This window comes from Microbacterium ureisolvens (assembly GCF_019511645.1).
Classification (GTDB): domain Bacteria; phylum Actinomycetota; class Actinomycetes; order Actinomycetales; family Microbacteriaceae; genus Microbacterium; species Microbacterium ureisolvens_A.
In genome coordinates, this window is record NZ_JAEUAX010000001.1 from 782,856 (window position 1) to 801,236 (window position 18,381).

The 18,381-nt window shown below is 69.2% G+C and carries 16 protein-coding genes; 6 read left to right on the forward strand and 10 right to left on the reverse strand.

Annotated elements, in window-relative coordinates; translation table 11 throughout:
• Positions 1–5: 5 nt before the first annotated feature.
• Positions 6–1,403, forward strand: coding sequence for a dihydrolipoyl dehydrogenase (gene lpdA / locus JNB61_RS03750; protein ID WP_220338755.1), 1,398 nt, complete (start codon positions 6–8; stop codon positions 1,401–1,403).
• Between the two features lie 57 nt (positions 1,404–1,460).
• Here lpdA and JNB61_RS03755 read toward each other — a convergent pair whose 3' ends face one another.
• Positions 1,461–2,090 carry a CYTH domain-containing protein gene (locus JNB61_RS03755; RefSeq protein ID WP_308291194.1) on the reverse strand — a complete coding sequence of 210 codons (630 nt, stop codon included), beginning with the start codon at positions 2,088–2,090 and terminating at the stop codon, positions 1,461–1,463.
• Positions 2,080–2,307 (reverse strand): response regulator, encoded by a 228-nt coding sequence (locus JNB61_RS03760; protein WP_159844715.1) that lies wholly within the window; start codon positions 2,305–2,307, stop codon positions 2,080–2,082. Before JNB61_RS03760 ends, JNB61_RS03755 begins: the two co-directional genes overlap by 11 nt.
• Positions 2,308–2,438: 131 nt before the next feature.
• Between JNB61_RS03760 and glgP the strand changes: the two genes are divergently transcribed.
• The 4 genes from glgP (at position 2,439) to JNB61_RS03780 (ending at position 8,961) form a co-directional block, all read left to right on the forward strand.
• Positions 2,439–4,991: an alpha-glucan family phosphorylase gene (gene glgP, locus JNB61_RS03765; protein ID WP_220338757.1), complete on the forward strand. Its 2,553-nt coding sequence runs from the start codon at positions 2,439–2,441 to the stop codon at positions 4,989–4,991.
• Between the two features lie 226 nt (positions 4,992–5,217).
• Positions 5,218–7,755: a rhamnogalacturonan lyase gene (locus tag JNB61_RS03770; RefSeq protein WP_220338758.1), complete on the forward strand. Its 2,538-nt coding sequence runs from the start codon at positions 5,218–5,220 to the stop codon at positions 7,753–7,755.
• A gap of 74 nt (positions 7,756–7,829) precedes the next feature.
• Complete coding sequence (locus JNB61_RS03775; RefSeq protein ID WP_220289306.1) at positions 7,830–8,561, forward strand: glutamine amidotransferase; 732 nt, start codon at positions 7,830–7,832, stop codon at positions 8,559–8,561.
• Positions 8,562–8,637: 76 nt separating this feature from the next.
• Entirely contained in the window at positions 8,638–8,961 is a 324-nt protein-coding gene (locus tag JNB61_RS03780; protein ID WP_220338759.1) for a hypothetical protein, read from the forward strand.
• Positions 8,962–8,982: 21 nt separating this feature from the next.
• Here the strand turns inward: JNB61_RS03780 and JNB61_RS03785 are convergent, their stop codons facing one another.
• Positions 8,983–9,750, reverse strand: coding sequence for an NAD(P)H-hydrate epimerase (locus tag JNB61_RS03785; protein ID WP_220338760.1), 768 nt, complete (start codon positions 9,748–9,750; stop codon positions 8,983–8,985).
• Positions 9,747–10,745, reverse strand: coding sequence for a YihY/virulence factor BrkB family protein (locus JNB61_RS03790; protein ID WP_220338761.1), 999 nt, complete (start codon positions 10,743–10,745; stop codon positions 9,747–9,749). The genes JNB61_RS03785 and JNB61_RS03790 overlap by 4 nt, the downstream gene beginning before the upstream one ends.
• Before the next feature lie 84 nt (positions 10,746–10,829).
• Here JNB61_RS03790 and JNB61_RS03795 point away from each other — a divergent pair, with 84 nt between their 5' ends.
• A complete protein-coding gene (locus JNB61_RS03795; RefSeq protein WP_159844731.1) occupies positions 10,830–12,497 on the forward strand; it encodes a GspE/PulE family protein in 1,668 nt (555 codons plus the stop codon).
• 58 nt (positions 12,498–12,555) lie between these two features.
• Here the strand turns inward: JNB61_RS03795 and JNB61_RS03800 are convergent, their stop codons facing one another.
• The 6 genes from JNB61_RS03800 to JNB61_RS03825 are packed head-to-tail and all read right to left on the reverse strand — an operon-like array spanning position 12,556 to position 18,381.
• Positions 12,556–13,794 carry a type II secretion system F family protein gene (locus JNB61_RS03800; protein ID WP_159844734.1) on the reverse strand — a complete coding sequence of 413 codons (1,239 nt, stop codon included), beginning with the start codon at positions 13,792–13,794 and terminating at the stop codon, positions 12,556–12,558.
• A gap of 1 nt (position 13,795) precedes the next feature.
• The gene (locus JNB61_RS03805) at positions 13,796–15,088 is read right to left on the reverse strand and encodes a type IV pilus twitching motility protein PilT (RefSeq protein WP_159848746.1); all 1,293 of its coding nucleotides are present in this window, start codon (positions 15,086–15,088) and stop codon (positions 13,796–13,798) included.
• Between the two features lie 5 nt (positions 15,089–15,093).
• Entirely contained in the window at positions 15,094–15,780 is a 687-nt protein-coding gene (locus JNB61_RS03810) for a hypothetical protein (protein WP_220338762.1), read from the reverse strand.
• Positions 15,781–15,783: 3 nt separating this feature from the next.
• Positions 15,784–16,431 (reverse strand): hypothetical protein, encoded by a 648-nt coding sequence (locus JNB61_RS03815; protein WP_220338763.1) that lies wholly within the window; start codon positions 16,429–16,431, stop codon positions 15,784–15,786.
• Complete coding sequence (pilM, locus tag JNB61_RS03820; RefSeq protein ID WP_220338764.1) at positions 16,428–17,462, reverse strand: pilus assembly protein PilM; 1,035 nt, start codon at positions 17,460–17,462, stop codon at positions 16,428–16,430. The genes JNB61_RS03815 and pilM overlap by 4 nt, the downstream gene beginning before the upstream one ends.
• Before the next feature lie 28 nt (positions 17,463–17,490).
• Positions 17,491–18,381 (reverse strand): prepilin peptidase, encoded by an 891-nt coding sequence (locus JNB61_RS03825; protein WP_220338765.1) that lies wholly within the window; start codon positions 18,379–18,381, stop codon positions 17,491–17,493.

Genomic DNA, 18,381 nt, shown 5'->3' on the forward strand with positions numbered 1-18,381 from the left:
AGACCATGCCTCATTACGACGTCGCCATCCTCGGCGCGGGGCCCGGCGGCTACGTCGCAGCCGTCCGCGCTTCGCAGCTCGGCCTCAAGGTCGCCATCATCGAAGAGAAGTACTGGGGCGGTGTGTGCCTCAACGTCGGCTGCATCCCCTCGAAGGCTCTGCTCAAGAACGCCGACCTCGCGCACCAGTTCCACCACAAGGCCGACCTGTTCGGCATCTCGGGTGACGTGCACTTCGACTTCGGCGTCGCGTGGGACCGCAGCCGCAAGGTTGCCGACACCCACGTCAAGGGCATCCACTACCTGATGAAGAAGAACAAGGTCGACGAGTACGAGGGTCGCGGGTCGTTCGTCGACGCCAACACCATCGACGTCACGAAGGCCGACGGCACCAGCGAGCGCGTCACGTTCGACAACGCCATCATCTCGACCGGCTCCAAGGTGCGTCTGCTCCCGGGCGTGCAGATCGGCGGCAACATCGTGACGTACGAGGAGCAGATCCTCGCGCGCGACCTCCCGCAGTCGATCGTCATCGTCGGCGCCGGCGCCATCGGCATGGAGTTCGCCTTCGTGATGGTGAACTACGGCGTGAAGGTCACGATCATCGAGTTCCTCGACCGCGCCCTCCCCAACGAGGACGCCGACGTCTCGAAGGAGATCGCCCGCCAGTACAAGAACTACGGCGTCGACATCCTGACGTCCACCAAGGTCGAGACCGTCACCGACCAGGGCGACAAGGTCACCGTCACCTATACCGCCAAGGACGGCACCCAGGGCTCGATCGACGCGGACAAGGTCATGATGTCGATCGGGTTCGCCGCCAATGTCGAGGGCTTCGGTCTCGAGAACACCGGCGTGAAGCTCACCGACCGCGGCGCGATCGACATCGACGACCACATGCGCACCAACGTGCCGCACATCTACGCGATCGGCGATGTCACCGCGAAGCTGCAGCTGGCCCACGTGGCCGAGGCGCAGGGCGTCGTGGCCGCCGAGACCATCGGCAAGGCCGAGACCATGACGCTGGGCGACTACCGCATGATGCCGCGCGCGACGTTCTGCTCCCCGCAGGTCGCCTCGTTCGGCCTGACCGAGCAGCAGGCGCGCGACGCCGGCTACGACGTCAAGGTCGCGAAGTTCCCGTTCTCGGCCAACGGCAAGGCGAACGGCCTCGGCGAGCCCATCGGCTTCGTCAAGCTCATCGCCGACGGCGAGCACCTCGAGCTTCTCGGCGGGCACCTCATCGGTCCCGACGTCTCGGAGCTCCTTCCCGAGCTCACGCTCGCGCAGAAGTGGGACCTCACCGCCCTCGAGGCGGCCCGCAACGTCCACACGCACCCGACGCTGTCGGAGGCCGTGCAGGAGGCCTTCCACGGCCTCGCCGGCCACATGATCAACCTCTGATCGGCTGACACGAGAACGCCCCGGACCTTCTGGAAGGTCCGGGGCGTTCTCGTACGCTCAGGCGCCGAGGGTGCGGGCGAGCTTGGAATCGGATGCCGCCGCCCGGCCGCCTGCGGCATGCACCGCGGCCTCGGCAGCCGCGAGCAGCGCGTCGCGCTCGTCGGCAGCGGCAGGGGCGGCGGGCCCGAGCTCGAACTCCCACTCCCGCCAGGAGCGGTCCACTCCGGCGCGCTCGTCCGTGGCCGACACGTGGTCGTCCACGAACTCCGCGACGACACCGCCGTGCTCGTCCTGCAGCGCGTAGGCGATGCGGTTGTTGCGGATGCGCGCGATCGGCGCCAAGTCCGACGCGCGCGCGATCTTCGAGACCGCGTCGGCCACACCATCGGGCATCTCCTCGACAGCGCTGATCGGCCAGTGCCGCTCCACCCGGCCACCGTCGGCTCCGCGGGGGCCCTTGATGTGCCAGCCCTCGTCGGGGCCGCCGGTGCGGCGGCGCACCGCGTAGCCGGCATGCGCCAGGGCGAGGTCGTCGCTGTCGAGGTAGATCGCGTCGAGCTGACGCGCCTCGGGTTCGCCGACGCCCGCCACACCGGGAAGCGCCGACCAGTCGGGCAGCGGCGTGGCTTCGTCGACGTCGAACTTCAGCTCGACCTCGACGCTGGATGACCCATCCTCAGTCGTCACGACCGTCCGGATTCGGGTCGATGTCTTCGGTGGCCTCGACATAGACGAAACGGGTCTCGGTCGGGCCGTCCTGGGCACCCGTATGGGTCTCGTCGCCCTCGCGGCGGTAGACGAGCTGCCCCTCGCCGTAGGGGACGATGTACGAGTCGGAGACGGTGGGGTCGAGCGGGATGATCTGTCCGTCGAGGGGTCCGCCGTGCAGTCGTGCGATTGCCATAGCGCCAGAGTAGCCCCGGCACCCGACGCCGGCCGCTCCCTTGCGATTCCAGTCACATCGTGTCACTGCGGCAGTTGTTCACCCGCAAAGCGGTGCAAGCGCTTCCAGCTTCTGCCTCTAGAATCGCGTGCGTGAAGGCCATCCGAACGTTCACCGTCCGCCCCGTCCTCGCCGAATCCCTCGCCCCGCTCGACCGCCTCGCCTCCAACTGGCGCTGGTCGTGGAGCCGCGCGACGCACGCGCTGTTCGCCTCGATGGATCCCGCACTGTGGGACGAGATCGGCGCGAACCCGGCGCGGATGCTGGGAGCACTGGGCCAGGATCGCCTCGACGAGCTCGCGCTCGATGAAGAGTTCGTCGCCCGCGTGCGGGAGGAGGACGAGCGCCTCACCGCCTACCTCGAAGGCGACCGCTGGTTCCAGCAGCTCGAGGGCGGCAAGCCGGTGCACATCGCCTACTTCTCCCCCGAGTTCGGTGTCGACGGATCTCTCCCGCAGTACTCCGGGGGCCTCGGCATCCTCGCCGGCGACCACCTCAAGAGCGCATCCGACCTCGGTGTGCCACTCACGGGCGTCGGCCTCTTCTACCGCGCCGGTTACTTCCGCCAGTCCATCGGCGACGACGGCTGGCAGCGCGAGAGCTATCCGCTCCTCGACCCGTACGGCCTCGGCCTCGCGCTGCTGCGGGACCGCGAGGGCGCGCCGGTCGAGATCGCGCTCGACCTCCCGGGCGACCGGTGTCTGCACGCCCGCGTGTGGGTGGCAGACATCGGCCGCATCCCGCTGCTGCTGCTCGACTCCGAGACACCCTCCAACACCGACGAGATGCGCCGCGTCACCGACCGCCTGTACGGCGGCGGCGGCGAGCATCGCCTCCTGCAGGAGCTGCTCCTCGGCGTGGGCGGCGTACGCGCGGTGCGCGCGTGGTCGGAGCTCACCGGGCGTCCGACGCCCGACGTGTACCACACGAACGAGGGCCATGCCGGGTTCCAGGGACTCGAGCGCATGTCCGAGCTCATCACGTCCGACGGCCTGAGCTTCGACGAGGCCCTCGCGCAGGTGCGCGCGGGCACGGTCTTCACGACCCACACCCCGGTGCCCGCGGGCATCGACCGGTTCCCCCGCGACCTCATCGCCGACTTCCTCTCGAGCGGCCTCTTCCAGGGCCTCGACGCGGGCCGCGCGATCTCGCTCGGCCTTGAGACGTGGGACGGCGGCGACCAGGGCGTCTTCAACATGGCGGTGCTCGGCCTGCACCTCGGCCAGCACGCCAACGGTGTCTCGGTGCTCCACGGCGAGGTGAGCCGCGGCATGTTCGGCATGCTGTGGCCGGGCGTCGACTCCGACGAGGTGCCGATCACGTCGATCACCAACGGCGTGCACGCTCCGACCTGGGTGCATCCGGCCCTCAAGGCTGTGAGCGAGCGAGCGTGGGGCGACGCGCACACCGACACGCACGACTGGACCGACCGCTCCGTCGTCTCTGACGCCGAGCTCTGGGGCGTGCGTCAGCAGATGAAGGGCGAGCTCGTCGCCGAGGCTCGGCGGCGGGTCGCAGCATCCGTCTCCAACGGCCACACACCGTCGTGGGTGGAGGATCTGCTCGACCCGGAGGTGCTGACCATCGGCTTCGCGCGGCGCGTGCCGACGTACAAGCGCCTCACACTCATGCTGCGCGACCCCGAGCGCCTGACGCGCCTGCTGACCGACCCCGAGCGCCCGGTGCAGATCGTGATCGGCGGCAAGTCCCACCCGGCCGACGACTCAGGCAAGATCCTGATCCAGCAGCTCGTGCGCTTCAGCCGCGACCCGAAGGTGCGCGGGCGCATCGTGTTCCTGCCGGACTACGACATCACGCTCGCCAAGGACCTCTACCCCGGCTGCGACGTGTGGCTCAACAACCCGCTGCGCCCGCTCGAGGCCTGCGGCACGAGCGGCATGAAGGCCGCGCTCAACGGCGCCCTCAACCTGTCGATCCTCGACGGGTGGTGGGACGAGTGGTACGACGGCGAGAACGGCTGGGCGATCCCGACGGCCGACACCGCCTCGAACGACGAGGAGCGCGACGATGCCGAGGCGGCGGCCCTCTACGACCTCATCGAGCACCAGCTGGTGCCGCGCTTCTACGACCGCGAGGGCGGCATTCCGCTGCGCTGGCTCGCGATGGTGCGCCACACCATGACCGAGCTCGGCAAGAAGGCGACGAGCGACCGCATGGTGCGCGACTACGTCGAGCGCCTGTATGTGCCGGCGGCGGCGCACGACGTGGCGCTCCAGGCGAATGAGTTCCTCGAGGCGCGTGAGGTGGCTGCGTTCGTCGGTCGCGTGCGAGAGGCGTGGAACCGCGTCTCGATCGCCAGTGTCGACAGCTCCGGCATCCCCCAGCAGGCGCAGGCCGGCGACACGCTCGAGGTGCGCGCCGACGTGCGCCTCGACGGCCTCTCGCCCGACGACGTGGCGGTCGAACTGCTGTACGGCACCACGAACGAGGACGACGCGCTGTCGCGCGACCACTCGGTGTACCGCCTCTCCCCCGGCGCGTCCGCCGCGGACGGCGCGACGGTGTTCAGCGGCAAGCTCCCGCTCAGCGTCACCGGCACGTTCGGCTACACCGTCCGCGTGCGGCCCGCGCACGCACAGCTCGTCTCGCCGGTGGAGCTCGGGCTCGTCACGTACGCCTCCTGAGCTCGGATCGACGGATGCCTCGACCCGGCGCCTTGCGCCGGGTCGAGGCATCCGTCGATCCTGCCTAGCCGGTCGGTGCACATTAAATCGTTCCAATTTCTTCGCTCGAACGGTTGACCCGAACGCGCACGGCTGATTGACTCACGACCGGGAAAACGTATTCCTAGGTAATCGACGACGAAGGTCCGTCCCACGCGGACCGCAACCTCGGGAGAGCGATTCGACGATGAATCTCCGCAGCACCTCTGTCCGCGCGCTCGTGGCCGGCTCGGCCGCGTGCGCACTCGCGCTCGGACTGGCGCAGCCCGCGCTGGCCGAGCAGGCGTCCCCCGCGGGCGCGCAGCTCGAAGCGCTCGACCGCGGCCTCGTCGCCGTGTCGACCGACGAGGGCGTGTTCCTCAGCTGGCGCCTGCTCGCGACCGAGGCGGGCCCCGCCACCGAGACGGGCGTGAGCGGCCCGTCGTTCGCGGTGTTCCGTGACGGCGAGCGCATCGCCACGGTCGACGACAGCACGAACTATGCGGACGCGGGCGGGTCCGCAGCATCCGTCTACACGGTCGCCCCCGCCTGGCACGACGTGACCGGCGAGCGGTCCGCACCCGTCTCGGTGTGGAGCGACGGGTTCTACGATCTGCCGCTGCAGAAGCCGGCCGACGGCGTCGCACCCCGGAGCGTGCTGTTCCCCGAAGGAGAGAAGTACACCTACTCGGCGAACGACGCGTCGGTCGCCGACGTCGACGGCGATGGCGCGTACGAGTTCGTCGTGAAGTGGGATCCGTCGAACTCGAAGGACGTGTCGCAGAAGGGGTACACCGGCCCCGTCTACATCGACACGTACGAGCTCGACGGCACGCTGCTGAACCGCATCGACCTCGGCGTGAACATCCGCGCGGGCGCCCACTACACGCAGTTCATGGTCTACGACTTCGACGGCGACGGCCGGTCCGAGACGATGCTGAAGACGGCACCCGGCACGAAGTCGATCCGCTACAACGCCGACGGCTCGGTCGCCTCCCAGGCCGGCATCACCATGCTCGCCGAGGACCTCGCCGCCGGATACACGGCGAGCGACGACTACCGGATGAGCGCCGCGGACTACCGGCAGCACCTCATCGAGATGTTCGAGGGCTGGGCGGAGCACCCCGAGGTGGTCGCGGGCCGCTGGCCGGCGACGCTGGAGCAGGCGTTCGGCATCCCGGTGGCGCACGAGTACCCGCTGTCGACGGCATCGGCGACCGAGCTCGCGGACTACTTCATCACGACATACGCGCCCGCACGCAGCGCGCGCAACGACCTCACCACGTTCGAGGGCTTCATCGTCGACGGGCCGGAGTACCTCACGGTATTCGACTCGGCCACGGGCGAAGAGCTCGAGACCGTGCGTTACGAGCCGGGACGCGACGACGACGGCCTGCTGTGGGGCGACTACGCGATGGCCCGCATCGAGCCGGGCAACCGGGTCGACCGCTTCCTCGCGGGCGTCGCATACCTCGACGGCACGCACCCGTCGGCGGTGTTCGCGCGCGGCTACTACACGCGCACGACCGTCAACGCGTACGACTGGGACGGCGAGCACCTCACCACGAGGTGGGCGATCGACAGCGGTCACGTGCCGATGACGAACCCGTTCAACGACGGCCCGCACGGCCGCGACGGCACCGACCCGGTGTACGGCTCCATCACGACGCAGGGCTTCCACTCGCTGAGCGCGGCCGACGTCGACGGCGACGGCAAGCACGAGATCGTCTACGGATCGGCGACGCTCGACGACGACGGCGGGCTGCTGTACAGCTCGTTCGACGTGCTGCCCGCCGGCAGCGCGGCGCCGGGCCAGAACGTGCGCCTCGGTCACGGCGACGCCATGCACGTCACCGACATCGATCCGAACCGCCCGGGTCTCGAGATCTGGACGGCGCACGAGGGCGCGACCTTCGCGCCGTACGGCTCGGCCCTGCGCGACGCCGCGACCGGCGAAGTCCTCTTCGGCGCCTACTCGGGCCGCGACACGGGGCGCAGCATGATCGGCGACGTGCGCGCCGATGTGCCGGGGCTCGAGGTGTGGGCGAGCATGCCGGGCGGCACCGAGGGCTCGGGCCTGCTGAGCGCGACGAACGTGCCGCTGGCGGCATCCACTCCCGGAACCAACCAGTCGATCCGCTGGGCCGCCGACATGACCACCCAGATCGTCGACGGCGCCCTCGAGGTCACGCCGACCATCAAGGACTGGACCCGCGGCACCGTGGTCACGGCCGACGGCACGCGCACGAACAACGGCACGAAGGGCAACCCGTCGCTCGTGGCCGATGTGCTCGGCGACTGGCGCGAGGAGCTGCTCGTGCGCACGGCCGACTCGAGCGCGCTGCGCATCTACACGAGCACGGAGCTGACGACGCACAAGCTGGCGACGCTCATGCACGACGTGCAGTACCGCGCCGAGGTGGCCCGTCAGAACACCACCTACAACCAGCCGTCCTACACGAGCTACTACTTCGCGAGCGACATGGACTTCGCGAACGTGCCCGTGCTCACGACGGCGGCCACGCCCGGCGCGCCGAAGTTCACCGACCCGAAGGGTTCGAACTCCGACCACGTCGCCGTCACGCCCGACCCGTCGTTCGACTACTACGTCAACGGCGTGAAGGCCGAGAAGCCGCTGGTCAAGGTGCCCGCGGGCTCCGAGGTGCGCGTGACGGCGGTTCCGAAGGCCGGCTTCGCGGTCGCCGCGGGTGCGGTGTCGACGTGGACGCACCAGTTCGGCAGGTAAAGGGATGACGGATGCCTCGGCCCGGCGCACTGCGCCGGGCCGAGGCATCCGTGTTCCCGCCGTAGGCTGGTGCGGTGAAGCCGTTCGTCCTCCTTGCGACCCGAGCGGAGGACGTGCCCGCCGACGAGGAGTACGCGCTCTTCCTGCGGTACACCGGGCTCTCCCCCGACGAGCTCATCCGGGTGCGGCTCGAAGCGGAGCCGATGCCGCGAATCGACCTCGGCGAGGTGTCGGGGATCTTCGTGGGCGGCGGCCCGTTCAACGCGTCCGACCCGCTCGACAAGAAGTCGCCGACGCAGCGCCGGGTCGAGCAGGAGTTCGGCATCCTCCTCGACGAGGTGGTCGCGCGCGACTTCCCGTTCCTCGGCGCCTGCTACGGCGTGGGCACGCTCGGCGCGCACCAGGGTGCGGTGATCGACCGCACCTACTCCGAGCCGATCAGCGTCGTACCCGTGACGTTGACCGAGGCCGGGGCATCCGACCCCCTGCTCGCCGAGATGCCGCCCACGTTCGACGCGTTCGTCGGACACAAGGAGGCCATCACGCACCTGCCCGCGTCGGCGACGCTGCTGGCGTCGTCGCCCACGTGCCCGGTGCAGATGTTCCGCGTCGGCGAGAACGTGTATGCGACGCAGTTCCACCCCGAGCTCGACGTCGAGGGCATCACCACGCGCATCCACGCGTACGCCGGCTATGGCTACTTCGCGGCCGACGAGCTCGAGGTCACCCTCGCCGCGGTGCGGCGCGCCGCCGTCTCGCACCCGAGCCGCATGCTGCGCACCTTCGTCGAGCGCTACGCGCGCTGAGGCTCTTCGCCCAGCGGTGGCGCGGTGGTACGCTCCCCGCACCGGCTGCCTCTGCCTGGGGAGATCGAGGTGCGTCATGGGTTCGGCGAAGCTGCTCGTCACGGGTGCCGTGATCGCCGTCGCCGCCGCGGCCGCGATCGTCGTGCCGGCGGTCGCGTCGGGGGTGCCGCTCGCGCGGGTTCTGCCCGCGACGAGCATCGTCGCACCGGATGACTCGCCCGGTGGATCCGGCAAGGGCAACGCGTGGGGCCATCACAAGGATTCGCCGGACTTCCCCGGCAGCAACGGCGACCACGCCGAGCGGGGCGGCCCCGGCAACGGCAACGGCAACGGCAAGGCGTGGGGACACCACAAGGACTCCCCCGGCTTCCCCGGGCACAACGGCGACCACGACGAATAGTCGCCGCCGGGGTCGGTCACATCAGTCGGCCGGCGCCGTCACGATCCGGGAGACGGATGCTGCGCCCACCGGATCTACGGAGGCCAGCGCCGGACCGAGGCCGATGTCGACGAGGACGATGTCGCCGGCGAGGTCGGGTCCGCGCCCGGTGACGAGTCCGCTCTTGACCGCGCCGAACGTGACGGTGACGGATGCGGTGAGCACCGCGTCGTCGGCCACGCCGGTGTCGGGATGAAGACCACTGGGGATGTCGACGGCGATGACCCGCGGCATCCGTCCGCCTCTGCGGAGGTCGTCGCGTATCGCCGTGACCGCGCCGCGGGCGCGGCCGCGCAGGGAAGGGTCGGTCGAGGCCCCGATGCCGAGGATGCCGTCGACGACCAGCGCGTAGTGGCGCACGGCGTCGTCGACCTCGGGGAGGTCGACGCGGCGGACTCCTGCGGCCACTGCGGTGGCCAGTGCGGTGACGTGGAAGCGCTCCGAGACGAGCAGCGCGTCGACGTCGGCGATGCGGGAGAGGTGCGCCGCGGCGTAGAGGGCGTCGCCGCCGTTGTCGCCCGACCCCGCGAGCACGAGCACGCGGGGCCTCAGCGCGAGCGGTGTCTCGCGGATCACCGGTTCGAGGACGCCGGTCATGGTGACGACGGTCTCGGGCGTGGCGAGCTCCGCACGAACGACGTCGGCGAGGGCTCCGGCGGCACGCCGCATCAGCGGGACGCCGGCCTCGAGCAGGGGCCGTTCCGCCGCGCGAACCTGTTCGGCGGTGTAGGTGGGAACGCGCTCGCTCATGATTTCTCGCGCTCCGCGTCGGCGCGCGCGTGCTCGAGCTCTTCGGTGGCCACCCGCACCGCATCCTCCGCCTGACGCACGCGCCGCAGAGCGAACGTCGGGGACCCGAAGCGCTCCCGCACGCGGTCGACGCGCTGCCGTTCGCTCACGATGATCCACGTCGACGCGAGGAGGATGACCTGCGCCGAGAGGTTCAGCCACAGCAGCAGTGCGATGAGCGACGCGAACGACGCGAGGAGGGGGTTGGATCCGGCGCCGGCGACGAACAACGACGACAGCTGCTGCAGCACCGTCAGCCCGATCGCTCCGATCAGCGCGCCCGACCAGAGGGACGCGGCGTGCGCCTTGACCCCGCTGAGCGAGACGAACGCGACCGCCACGATGGCCATGTCGAGCAGGAACACGACGACGATCGAGACGCTGCGGGTGACGAAGTCGGCCAGGCCGCTGTGGCTGACCCCCATCCAGTCGAGCGCTGCCCCGACGAACGTCGTGCCGACGAAGGTCGCCCCGGCCGTCAGCACGAACCCGCCGCCGATCGCGATGGCGAGCAGCAGGTTGCGCAGGATCACCCAGATCCAAAACACGTCGTCGTGCACCTTGTCGGCGAGCGAGCGCAACGCGACGCGCAGCGACCCGATGGCGCCGATCGCCGCGCCGACCAGACCCACGAGCGCGATGATGCCGGCGACCGTGAGACCGGCCGGAGCCTCGATCGTGGAGACGTCGATGAGGCCGTCGTCTCCTGTACCGAGCAGGCCCGGGATCGCAGCATCCACCGCATCGATCAGCGACTGCCACGCAGCGGGGTTGTCGGCGAGCCAGATCGAGGCGAACGAGAAGCCGAGCAGGACGCCCGCGAACACCGAGAAGAGCGACCGGTACGTGATGCTGTCGGAGAGCATGGGACCGCGGCGTTCGAGATAGTGGAACCAGACGCGCACCGGCCGGAGGGACAGCGCCCAGGCCGTCAGCTTCGCGATCAGGTCCGCCATGGCGCCACCCTATCGAGTGCGCCAATCCTGAGGGTCAGGCTTGACGGGCGCCAGATAGTCTGTCCGTGGGGATAGGGGTGTGCCGTGAGAGGTCTTGCACAGACGCTGGTGCTCACAGGAGCGGTGAGGGCTGCCGACATGTCGGCCGCCCTCGCTCAGGTGGGCGAGGGTCCGGAGCTGCAGCGATTGCTGGTGAGCTCGAAGCTGGTGACCGAGGGGCAGGTCGCCGAGGCGATCGCCCTGCACACCGGCCACCGGTACGTCGACCTCGCGGAGATGCCGCTCGACCCGAACGTGGTGGCGCTGGTTCCCGGCAATCTGTGCCGCAAGTACGGTCTCATCCCGGTCGACCGCCGCGGGGATCGCCTCACTGTGGGCGTGCTCGACCCCACCGACATCGTCGCGCTCGATGACGTCGCCTCGATCACGGATCTCTTCGTCGAGCCGGTCGTCGTCGCCGAGGACGCGCTGACGAACATGTTCGAGCGGTTCCTGCGTTCGGACGAAGAGCTCAGCGAACTGTCGATGTCGATCGAGGAGTCGAGCGAGGCCACCGAGGCAGCCTTCACCGAGAGCCTCGAAGAGCAGGACGACTCGGCGCCGATCGTGCGCTTCGTGAATCTGCTGATCGCTCAGGCCATCAACGACCGTGCGAGCGACATCCACGTCGAGCCGGGCGAGAAGCAGCTGACGGTGCGGTTCCGCATCGACGGCGTGCTCCACGAGATGCAGAAGGCCGATCGGGCGATCCAGGACGGCATCATCTCGCGTCTGAAGATCATGTCGTCGATCGACATCGCCGAGAAGCGCAAGCCGCAGGACGGCCGCCTCTCGGTCACGCACGAGAACCGCACCGTCGATCTGCGCGTGGCGACGCTGCCCACGGTGTGGGGCGAGAAGATCGTCATGCGCATCCTCGACAACACCGGTCAGACCATGACGATGCGGGACCTGCTGTTCTCGAGCACCAACGAGAAGCGGTTCCGTGAGGCGATCACGAAGCCGCACGGCATGATCCTGGCCACGGGGCCGACGGGGTCGGGCAAGTCGACGAGCCTGTACACCGCGCTCCGTTCGATCGCGAACCCGAAGATCAACGTCATCACGGTCGAGGACCCGGTCGAGTACCGCATCGCGGGCATCAATCAGGTGCAGGTGAACAACCGCGCCGGGCTGACGTTCGCGACGGCACTGCGATCGATCCTGCGGTCCGACCCGGATGTGGTCCTCGTGGGCGAGATCCGCGACTTCGAGACGGCGAACATCTCGATCGAGGCGGCTTTGACGGGGCACCTGGTGCTGTCGACTCTGCACACGAACGACGCGCCTTCCGCTCTGACCCGCTTGACGGAGATCGGCTGCGAGCCGTTCCTGGTGGCGACGGCGCTGTCGGCGGTGATCGCCCAGCGGTTGGCCCGGCGCCTGTGCATGCGGTGCCGGGAGCCGCTGGTCGAGCCGAGCGAGGTGCTCGCGTCGCTGGGCTTCCCGCACGACCCGGCGGATGTGCCCGAGCTGTACAAGGCGGTGGGATGCCCCGCCTGCAGCGGGACCGGCTACCGCGGGCGGGTGGCGCTGCACGAGGTGATGACGCTGAGCGACGAGCTGGAGTCGCTGGTGGTGACGCGGTCGACGGGGACGGAGATCCGTCAGGTGGCGCTGGAGCAGGGCATGATCTCGCTCCGCGAGGACGGCTGGTCGAAGGTCGCGCAGGGGCTCACGACGATCGAGGAAGTGCTTCGGGTCACGGTGTGACCTTGCGAAGGTTCAACGGCCGGTGCCCTGCGCACCGGCCGTTGACGTCCACCACGTTTTACGCCTGCTTCGCCAGCTCCCCGTAGAGCGTGAAGATCGGCAGGTACAGCGAGATCACCATGCCGCCGATGACGATGCCGAGGCCGACGATGAGGATCGGCTCGATCGTCGACGACAGCTGGGACGTCGCGGTCTCGACCTCGTCCTCGTAGAAGTCCGCGATCGAGGCCAGCATGTCGACCAGCGTGCCCGATTCCTCACCCACCGACACCATCTGAGGCACCATCGCCGGGAAGACCTCGGCCTTGGCGAGCGGCGCCGCGAACGAGCGACCCTGGCGGATCGACTCCTGCACGTCGCGGACGGCCTGCTCGATCTTCCAGTTGTTGGACGCCTGTCCGACGATCGCGAGCGCCTGGATGATCGGCACTCCTGCGTTCAGCATCATGGAGAGGTTCCGCGCGAAGCGAGCGACCGCGATCTTCGTGGTGAGCTTGCCGAAGACGGGCATCTTCAGCTTGATGGGGTCGACGAACCGGCGATACTGCTCGGTGTGACGGTTGGCACGCCACCAGATCAGGGCGACCACGACCACGAGAATGATCGTCGGGATGATCCACCACATGTTGTTGGAGATCGTCACGAGGATCTGCGTCGGCAACGGCAGCGAGCTGCCGAGCCCCTTGAACATGCCCTCGAAGATCGGCACGACGAAGGTCACCATGACGAGCACGCCGATGATCGCGATGACGAGCACGATCGCCGGATACGTCACTGCCGCACGGATCTTGTTGTGCAGCTCCGCCTCGCGCTGATAGTTGTCGGCGATCGACCCCAGCGCGCTGCCGAGGAAGCCGCCCGCCTCACCCACCTTGATGATCGACAGCATGAGCGGCGGGAACGTCTGCGGATGCCGCGCCAGCGCCGCCGAGAACGACGACCCAGACTCGACGTCGGCCTGCACCTGCACGAGTGCCGGCTGGAGCTTCTTGTCGTCCGTCTGCTCGATGAGGATCGCGAGCGTCCGCATCAGCGGCAGACCGGCGTTGATGAGGCCTGCCATCTGCCTCGAGAACACCGCGAGCGTGCGCGCCGACACCGTCTTTGTCGCGCCGGGCAGCTTGATTTCCTTGTTCAGCCCGGTGTTGGACTTGAGCGTCACCTCGAGAGGCGTCAGTCCCTGTGCCTTGAGCTTGCCGGTCACGGCCGACTCGCTCGCCGCCTCGATGGTGCCCTTGACGACCGAACCGCCGCGCGGGTCGACCGCCCGGTAGACGAACTCCTGAACGACGGCCATGTCAGCCCTCCCCGTTCGCGGCGGCCCACGCTTCGAGATCGTCGACGCCGCCCCATTCCACGTTCCGAGCGGTCGGGTCGACGCGACCGCCGACCGTCGGCGTGCCGAACCGCGAGCCCATGCCGATACCGGTGCCCTGCGCGGCATTCGCCGCCGGGGCTGCGAGCTCACCCTGCCGCCATTCGCCGGCATGGTGCGCCCACTCCTCGGCGTCGAGATCGCGCGGCTTGATGTAGACGCCGTCGAGGCTCTTGGGGTCGACCGCGAAGTCCATCGCGACGTTGCGAGCGATGGTGCCGTCGGCGACGAGTCGACGCAGATCCTGGTCGAGCGTGTGCATGCCGATCTCGGAGCCCGCCTGCATCGCCGAGTAGATCTGCGCGACCTGACCCTCGCGGATCATGTTGGCGACGGCCGGGGTGTTGATGAGCACCTCGGTCGCGATCGTGCGTCCGTTGACCTGGGCGAGGGGAAGCAGCGTCTGGCTGATGATGCCCTGCAGGGTGTCGCCGAGCTGCGTGCGGATCTGGTGCTGCTGGTCGGCCGGGAACACGTCGATGATGCGGTTGATGCTCTTGGCGGCGCCCTGCGTGTGCAGGGTCGAGAGCACCAGGTGGCCGGTCTCGGCGGCCGACAGGGCGGTCGAGATCGACTCCGGGTCTCGGAGCTCGCCGATGAGGATGACGTCGGGGTCCTGACGAAGAACGCGACGGAGGGCTTCCGCGAAGGAGTTCGTGTCTCGCCCGACCTCGCGCTGGTGGACCAGCGAGCGCTTGGACTGGTGGTGGAACTCGATCGGGTCTTCGATCGTGACGATGTGCGCCGGGACGAGCTGGTTGATGATGTCGACCATCGCCGTGAGCGTCGTGGACTTGCCGGAGCCCGTCGGACCGGTGAGCAGCACCAGACCGCGCGGGCGGAGCGCCAGGTCGCGGGCGATCGCCGGCGCACCGAGCTCCTCGAGGGAGTACACCCGGTCGGGGATGTAGCGCAGGGCGATCGCGATCGAACCGAGCTGGCGGTACACGTTCGTGCGGAACCGGCCGATGCCCGCCGTCGCGTGCGCGAGGTCCACCTCGCCGTGCTCGAGGAACTCCTGGCGCTGCCCTTCGGTCATGAGGTCGAAGGCCGTGCGCTCGACCCAATCGGCCGAGAGCGCGGCAGGGTAGGCCTCGATGGGCACGAGGTCGCCGTCGACGCGCAGCAGCGGCGGGGCGTCGGCGGTGATGTGCACGTCCGACGCGCGGTGGCGTGCGCCATAGGCGAGGAGCGTCTCGAAGTCGAGATCTTCCATGATGCTCACCCCTCCTCGTCTACGTAGGTCAGGGCGGTGATCTGCACGTCGACCGTGCCCTCGCCGCTCTGGGTCATCGTCACCGCCATGCTGTTCAGCAGGCGTGGACCGGCGCGCAGCGCGTCGACGAACGCCGTCGCCTGCGCCATGTCGGCCGCGGTGGCGCTGATCACGAAGTCGACCTGCTGTCGGCCGGCTGCCACCGCGGCGTCGGGTGCCGGTGCCGCGTTCGGGTCGGTGGTTGCGTTCGGGTCGGTGGTTGCGCTCGGGTCGGTCGCAGCATCCGTCGCCGCAGGTGCGGGGGCAGTTGCCGCAGCGGCCGGGTCGCCTTCCGCAGCCCCGGTGCGCGTCGTGTACACGACCTGCTCCCCCGCCGTGACCGAGGTGATGGCGACGCCGGATGCCGCGGCCGCATTGCCGACGACCTCGAAGACGTCGTCGTACTGGCCCGTGGCGGGGATCTGCGATCGCAGCCCGGCGACGTTCGCGGTGATCTCGTCGATGTTCTCTTGCTGCGCGGTGAGTTCGTCGACCTGCGCCTGGTACAGCGCGTTCGTGCTGGCGACGGTCGCCGTCTGGCCGTCGACGGCGACGGCCTGGAAATAGAGAGGCATGGCGACGAGGAACACACCCAGGGCGATGACGCCCAGCGAGACGATCAGACCGATGGCGGTCACGAGGTGCTTGGGCATCGCTCACTCACCCCCTTCTTCGGCCGCGAACTGGTTCGAGTACACGGACTGGTCGAATTCGACATTGAGCAGGTACGAGAAGCGGTCTGCCGACACCTGACTCGAGGTCACCGACTGCCCATCGGCGTACAGGACGCCTTCCACCCCGCGAAGGGAGCGGATGAGAGCGACGATGTCGAGCGGGGTCGGGCTGTCGAAGGTCACGGTGCCGACGATGCCCTGCTCGGCGGTGGGGTCGTCGCCCTGCGGCACGCCGCCCACGGCGAAGTCCACGCCGGTGATCGTCGTGTCGGCGGGGAGCACTCCGGTGATCTTCTCCATCACGGGCGCCCAGGCGAGGTCGGTCGCCATGGCGTCCGTACGGAAGTCGGTGAGCTCCGACTCGGTGGCGATGGCCTGGCTGACGTCCGACAGCGACGCGATCTCGGTGAGAAGCGCGTTGGTGCGAGCCTGCTCGGCGATCAGTCGCTGATCCGCGAAGAACTTGAAGGCGAAGGCGCCGGCGATGATGAGCACCGCCACGACGATGGCCCCCAGGGCGATCCACACCCACAACCGCACCAGCGAGTCGCGCTCGCGCCGAGCGATCTCGCTCCGCGGCATGAGGTTGACGCGGGGTGCTCCCGAGAACGGGACGGGGATGGCGGTCATTTCGAGGCCTCCCCCAGTGCGATGCCAACGGTGCCGACCAGGTTGAGAGCGACCTCACCGGCCGGCGGCGGGGTCGACATCGAGATGACGTCGCCCACCGAGACGACGGTCATCGGGGTGTCGATCGCTGCATTCAGCGCCGGCATGACGCCTTCCACCCCGGCGCCCGCGCCGGTGACGAACATCCGCGTCAAGGGTGCGGCGGTGGCACGACTGCCGAAGAATGCGAGCGTGCTCCGCAGCCGGGCGGCGAGGTCGGAGACGCCGGGCGGCATCGCGGCGCGGATCGCGCCGCGGGTGCGGCCGGCCGGTGCGAGTCCGGTGCCGGTGCCCATGCCGTTGCCGGCGACGGCGAGCTCGAGCTCGGGCTCCGCGACCTCGGCGCTGTGACGGCGGCTCGCGGCGGTGGCGACGTCGATCGGCAGCAGTCGGACGAAAAGCGGCACCCCGCCGCGCGAGATCACGACCTGTGTGGTGTGATCGCCGATGTTGACCGTCGCGACGGTCTCTTCCGCGGCGGCGAGCGGCGCTGTCACGCGAGCCAGACCGAAGGCGCCGAGATCGACTGCCTGCGCGCGCACCTTGATCTTCGCGAGCGTCGAGATGATCTGCTCGATGTTCTCCGACACCGCGGCAACGAGGAGGCCCGAGACCTGGTCACCTTCTTGCGAGAGGGGGAAGAAGTCGAGCACCGCCTGGCTGGCGGGCACCGGCAGCAGGTCCTGCACCTGGTACGGCAGCGCCTCTCGGAGCAGATCAGGCCGCATCGCCTGAGTCGTGTATTCGCGCACCAGGATCCGGCGGCTGGCGACGCCGAGCACGGCATCCTTGCTCTTGAACTTCGCCCCGGTCCACAGCTGCCGGAGCGCGACCGCGACAGCGCCCGGGTCGAGCACCTCCGAATCGCGCGCTGCCTCGGGCGGCAGCGGCACTTCGCCGTAGGCGACGAGCTGTGGCCTGCGACCGAGTGAGATCTCCGCCGCGCGGACGCTCTCTTCGGTCACCTCCAGCCCGACGATCGTCTTCCCCATGATTTCCCCTTCCCCAAGACCGTCGGCGTCAGGCGCCGACGAAGAGATTCACGTACCACTTGCCGACGGCCTCGCCGGCGAACACTCCGGTCCACGCGCCGAGGATCATCCACGGCCCGAACGGAATGGCGGTCTTGCGTCCGGCGCGGCGCAGCAACATCAGCGCGATGCCGAACACTCCCCCGTACAGGAAGGCCGCGAACGCCCCCACAGCGAGCGCGCCCCACCCGAGCCACCCGAGGTAGATACCGACCACCCCGGCGAGCTTCACGTCTCCCCCGCCCATGCCGCCCGGCCGTGCCGCCCGCAGCAGGAAGTAGAAGAGGTACAGCACTGCCATGCCGATACCGGCCATGAGCAGCAGTCCCCACTCGCCGGTCAGCCACGCGGCGATCGTGAACAGGACGCCGGCCACAAGGTAGCTCGGCAGCACGATGCTGTTCGGCAGGCGGTGGGTGTCGAGATCGATGAGCGTCAGCACGATCGAGATCGCCGCGAAGTAGAGGTACGCGACGACGACGAGCGCGAGGGCCCACAGGTCAGCGGCGTGGACGGTGCCGTCCATCGTCGGAAGCGCCAGGTACTCGACGAGCGTCGCGTTGGGGCTGAGCAGCCCGTCGTAGACCGCCACGCCCCACCACGTGACGAGTGCGAACGCGACTCCGGTCACGGCCTCGACGATTGGATAGCGCGCCGAGATCGGAGCCTTGCAGTTCGCGCATCTTCCCCGCAACGCGATCCACGAGATCACGGGGACGTTCTGCCACCACTTGATCGGTGCGTCGCAGTGCGGGCACCGGCTCTCGCGGAGCAGCGAGATCTTCGCCGGCACGCGGTAGGCGACGACGTTCAGGAACGACCCGATGAGGAGGCCGAGGATCCCCGCGATGACGACGAGGAAGATGGTGAACCCGGTCAT

Bases quoted from the DNA above. Each gene is read 5' to 3' on its own strand.
- lpdA (WP_220338755.1), top strand. From the start codon at position 6: ATGCCTCATTACGACGTCGCCATCCTCGGCGCGGGGCCCGGCGGCTAC.
- JNB61_RS03760 (WP_159844715.1), bottom strand. From the start codon at position 2,307: ATGGCAATCGCACGACTGCACGGCGGACCCCTCGACGGACAGATCATC.
- JNB61_RS03770 (WP_220338758.1), top strand. From the start codon at position 5,218: ATGAATCTCCGCAGCACCTCTGTCCGCGCGCTCGTGGCCGGCTCGGCC.
- JNB61_RS03780 (WP_220338759.1), top strand. From the start codon at position 8,638: ATGGGTTCGGCGAAGCTGCTCGTCACGGGTGCCGTGATCGCCGTCGCC.
- JNB61_RS03785 (WP_220338760.1), bottom strand. From the start codon at position 9,750: ATGAGCGAGCGCGTTCCCACCTACACCGCCGAACAGGTTCGCGCGGCG.
- JNB61_RS03790 (WP_220338761.1), bottom strand. From the start codon at position 10,745: ATGGCGGACCTGATCGCGAAGCTGACGGCCTGGGCGCTGTCCCTCCGG.
- JNB61_RS03800 (WP_159844734.1), bottom strand. From the start codon at position 13,794: ATGGCCGTCGTTCAGGAGTTCGTCTACCGGGCGGTCGACCCGCGCGGC.
- JNB61_RS03805 (WP_159848746.1), bottom strand. From the start codon at position 15,088: ATGGAAGATCTCGACTTCGAGACGCTCCTCGCCTATGGCGCACGCCAC.
- JNB61_RS03810 (WP_220338762.1), bottom strand. From the start codon at position 15,780: ATGCCCAAGCACCTCGTGACCGCCATCGGTCTGATCGTCTCGCTGGGC.
- JNB61_RS03815 (WP_220338763.1), bottom strand. From the start codon at position 16,431: ATGACCGCCATCCCCGTCCCGTTCTCGGGAGCACCCCGCGTCAACCTC.
- pilM (WP_220338764.1), bottom strand. From the start codon at position 17,462: ATGGGGAAGACGATCGTCGGGCTGGAGGTGACCGAAGAGAGCGTCCGC.
- JNB61_RS03825 (WP_220338765.1), bottom strand. From the start codon at position 18,381: ATGACCGGGTTCACCATCTTCCTCGTCGTCATCGCGGGGATCCTCGGC.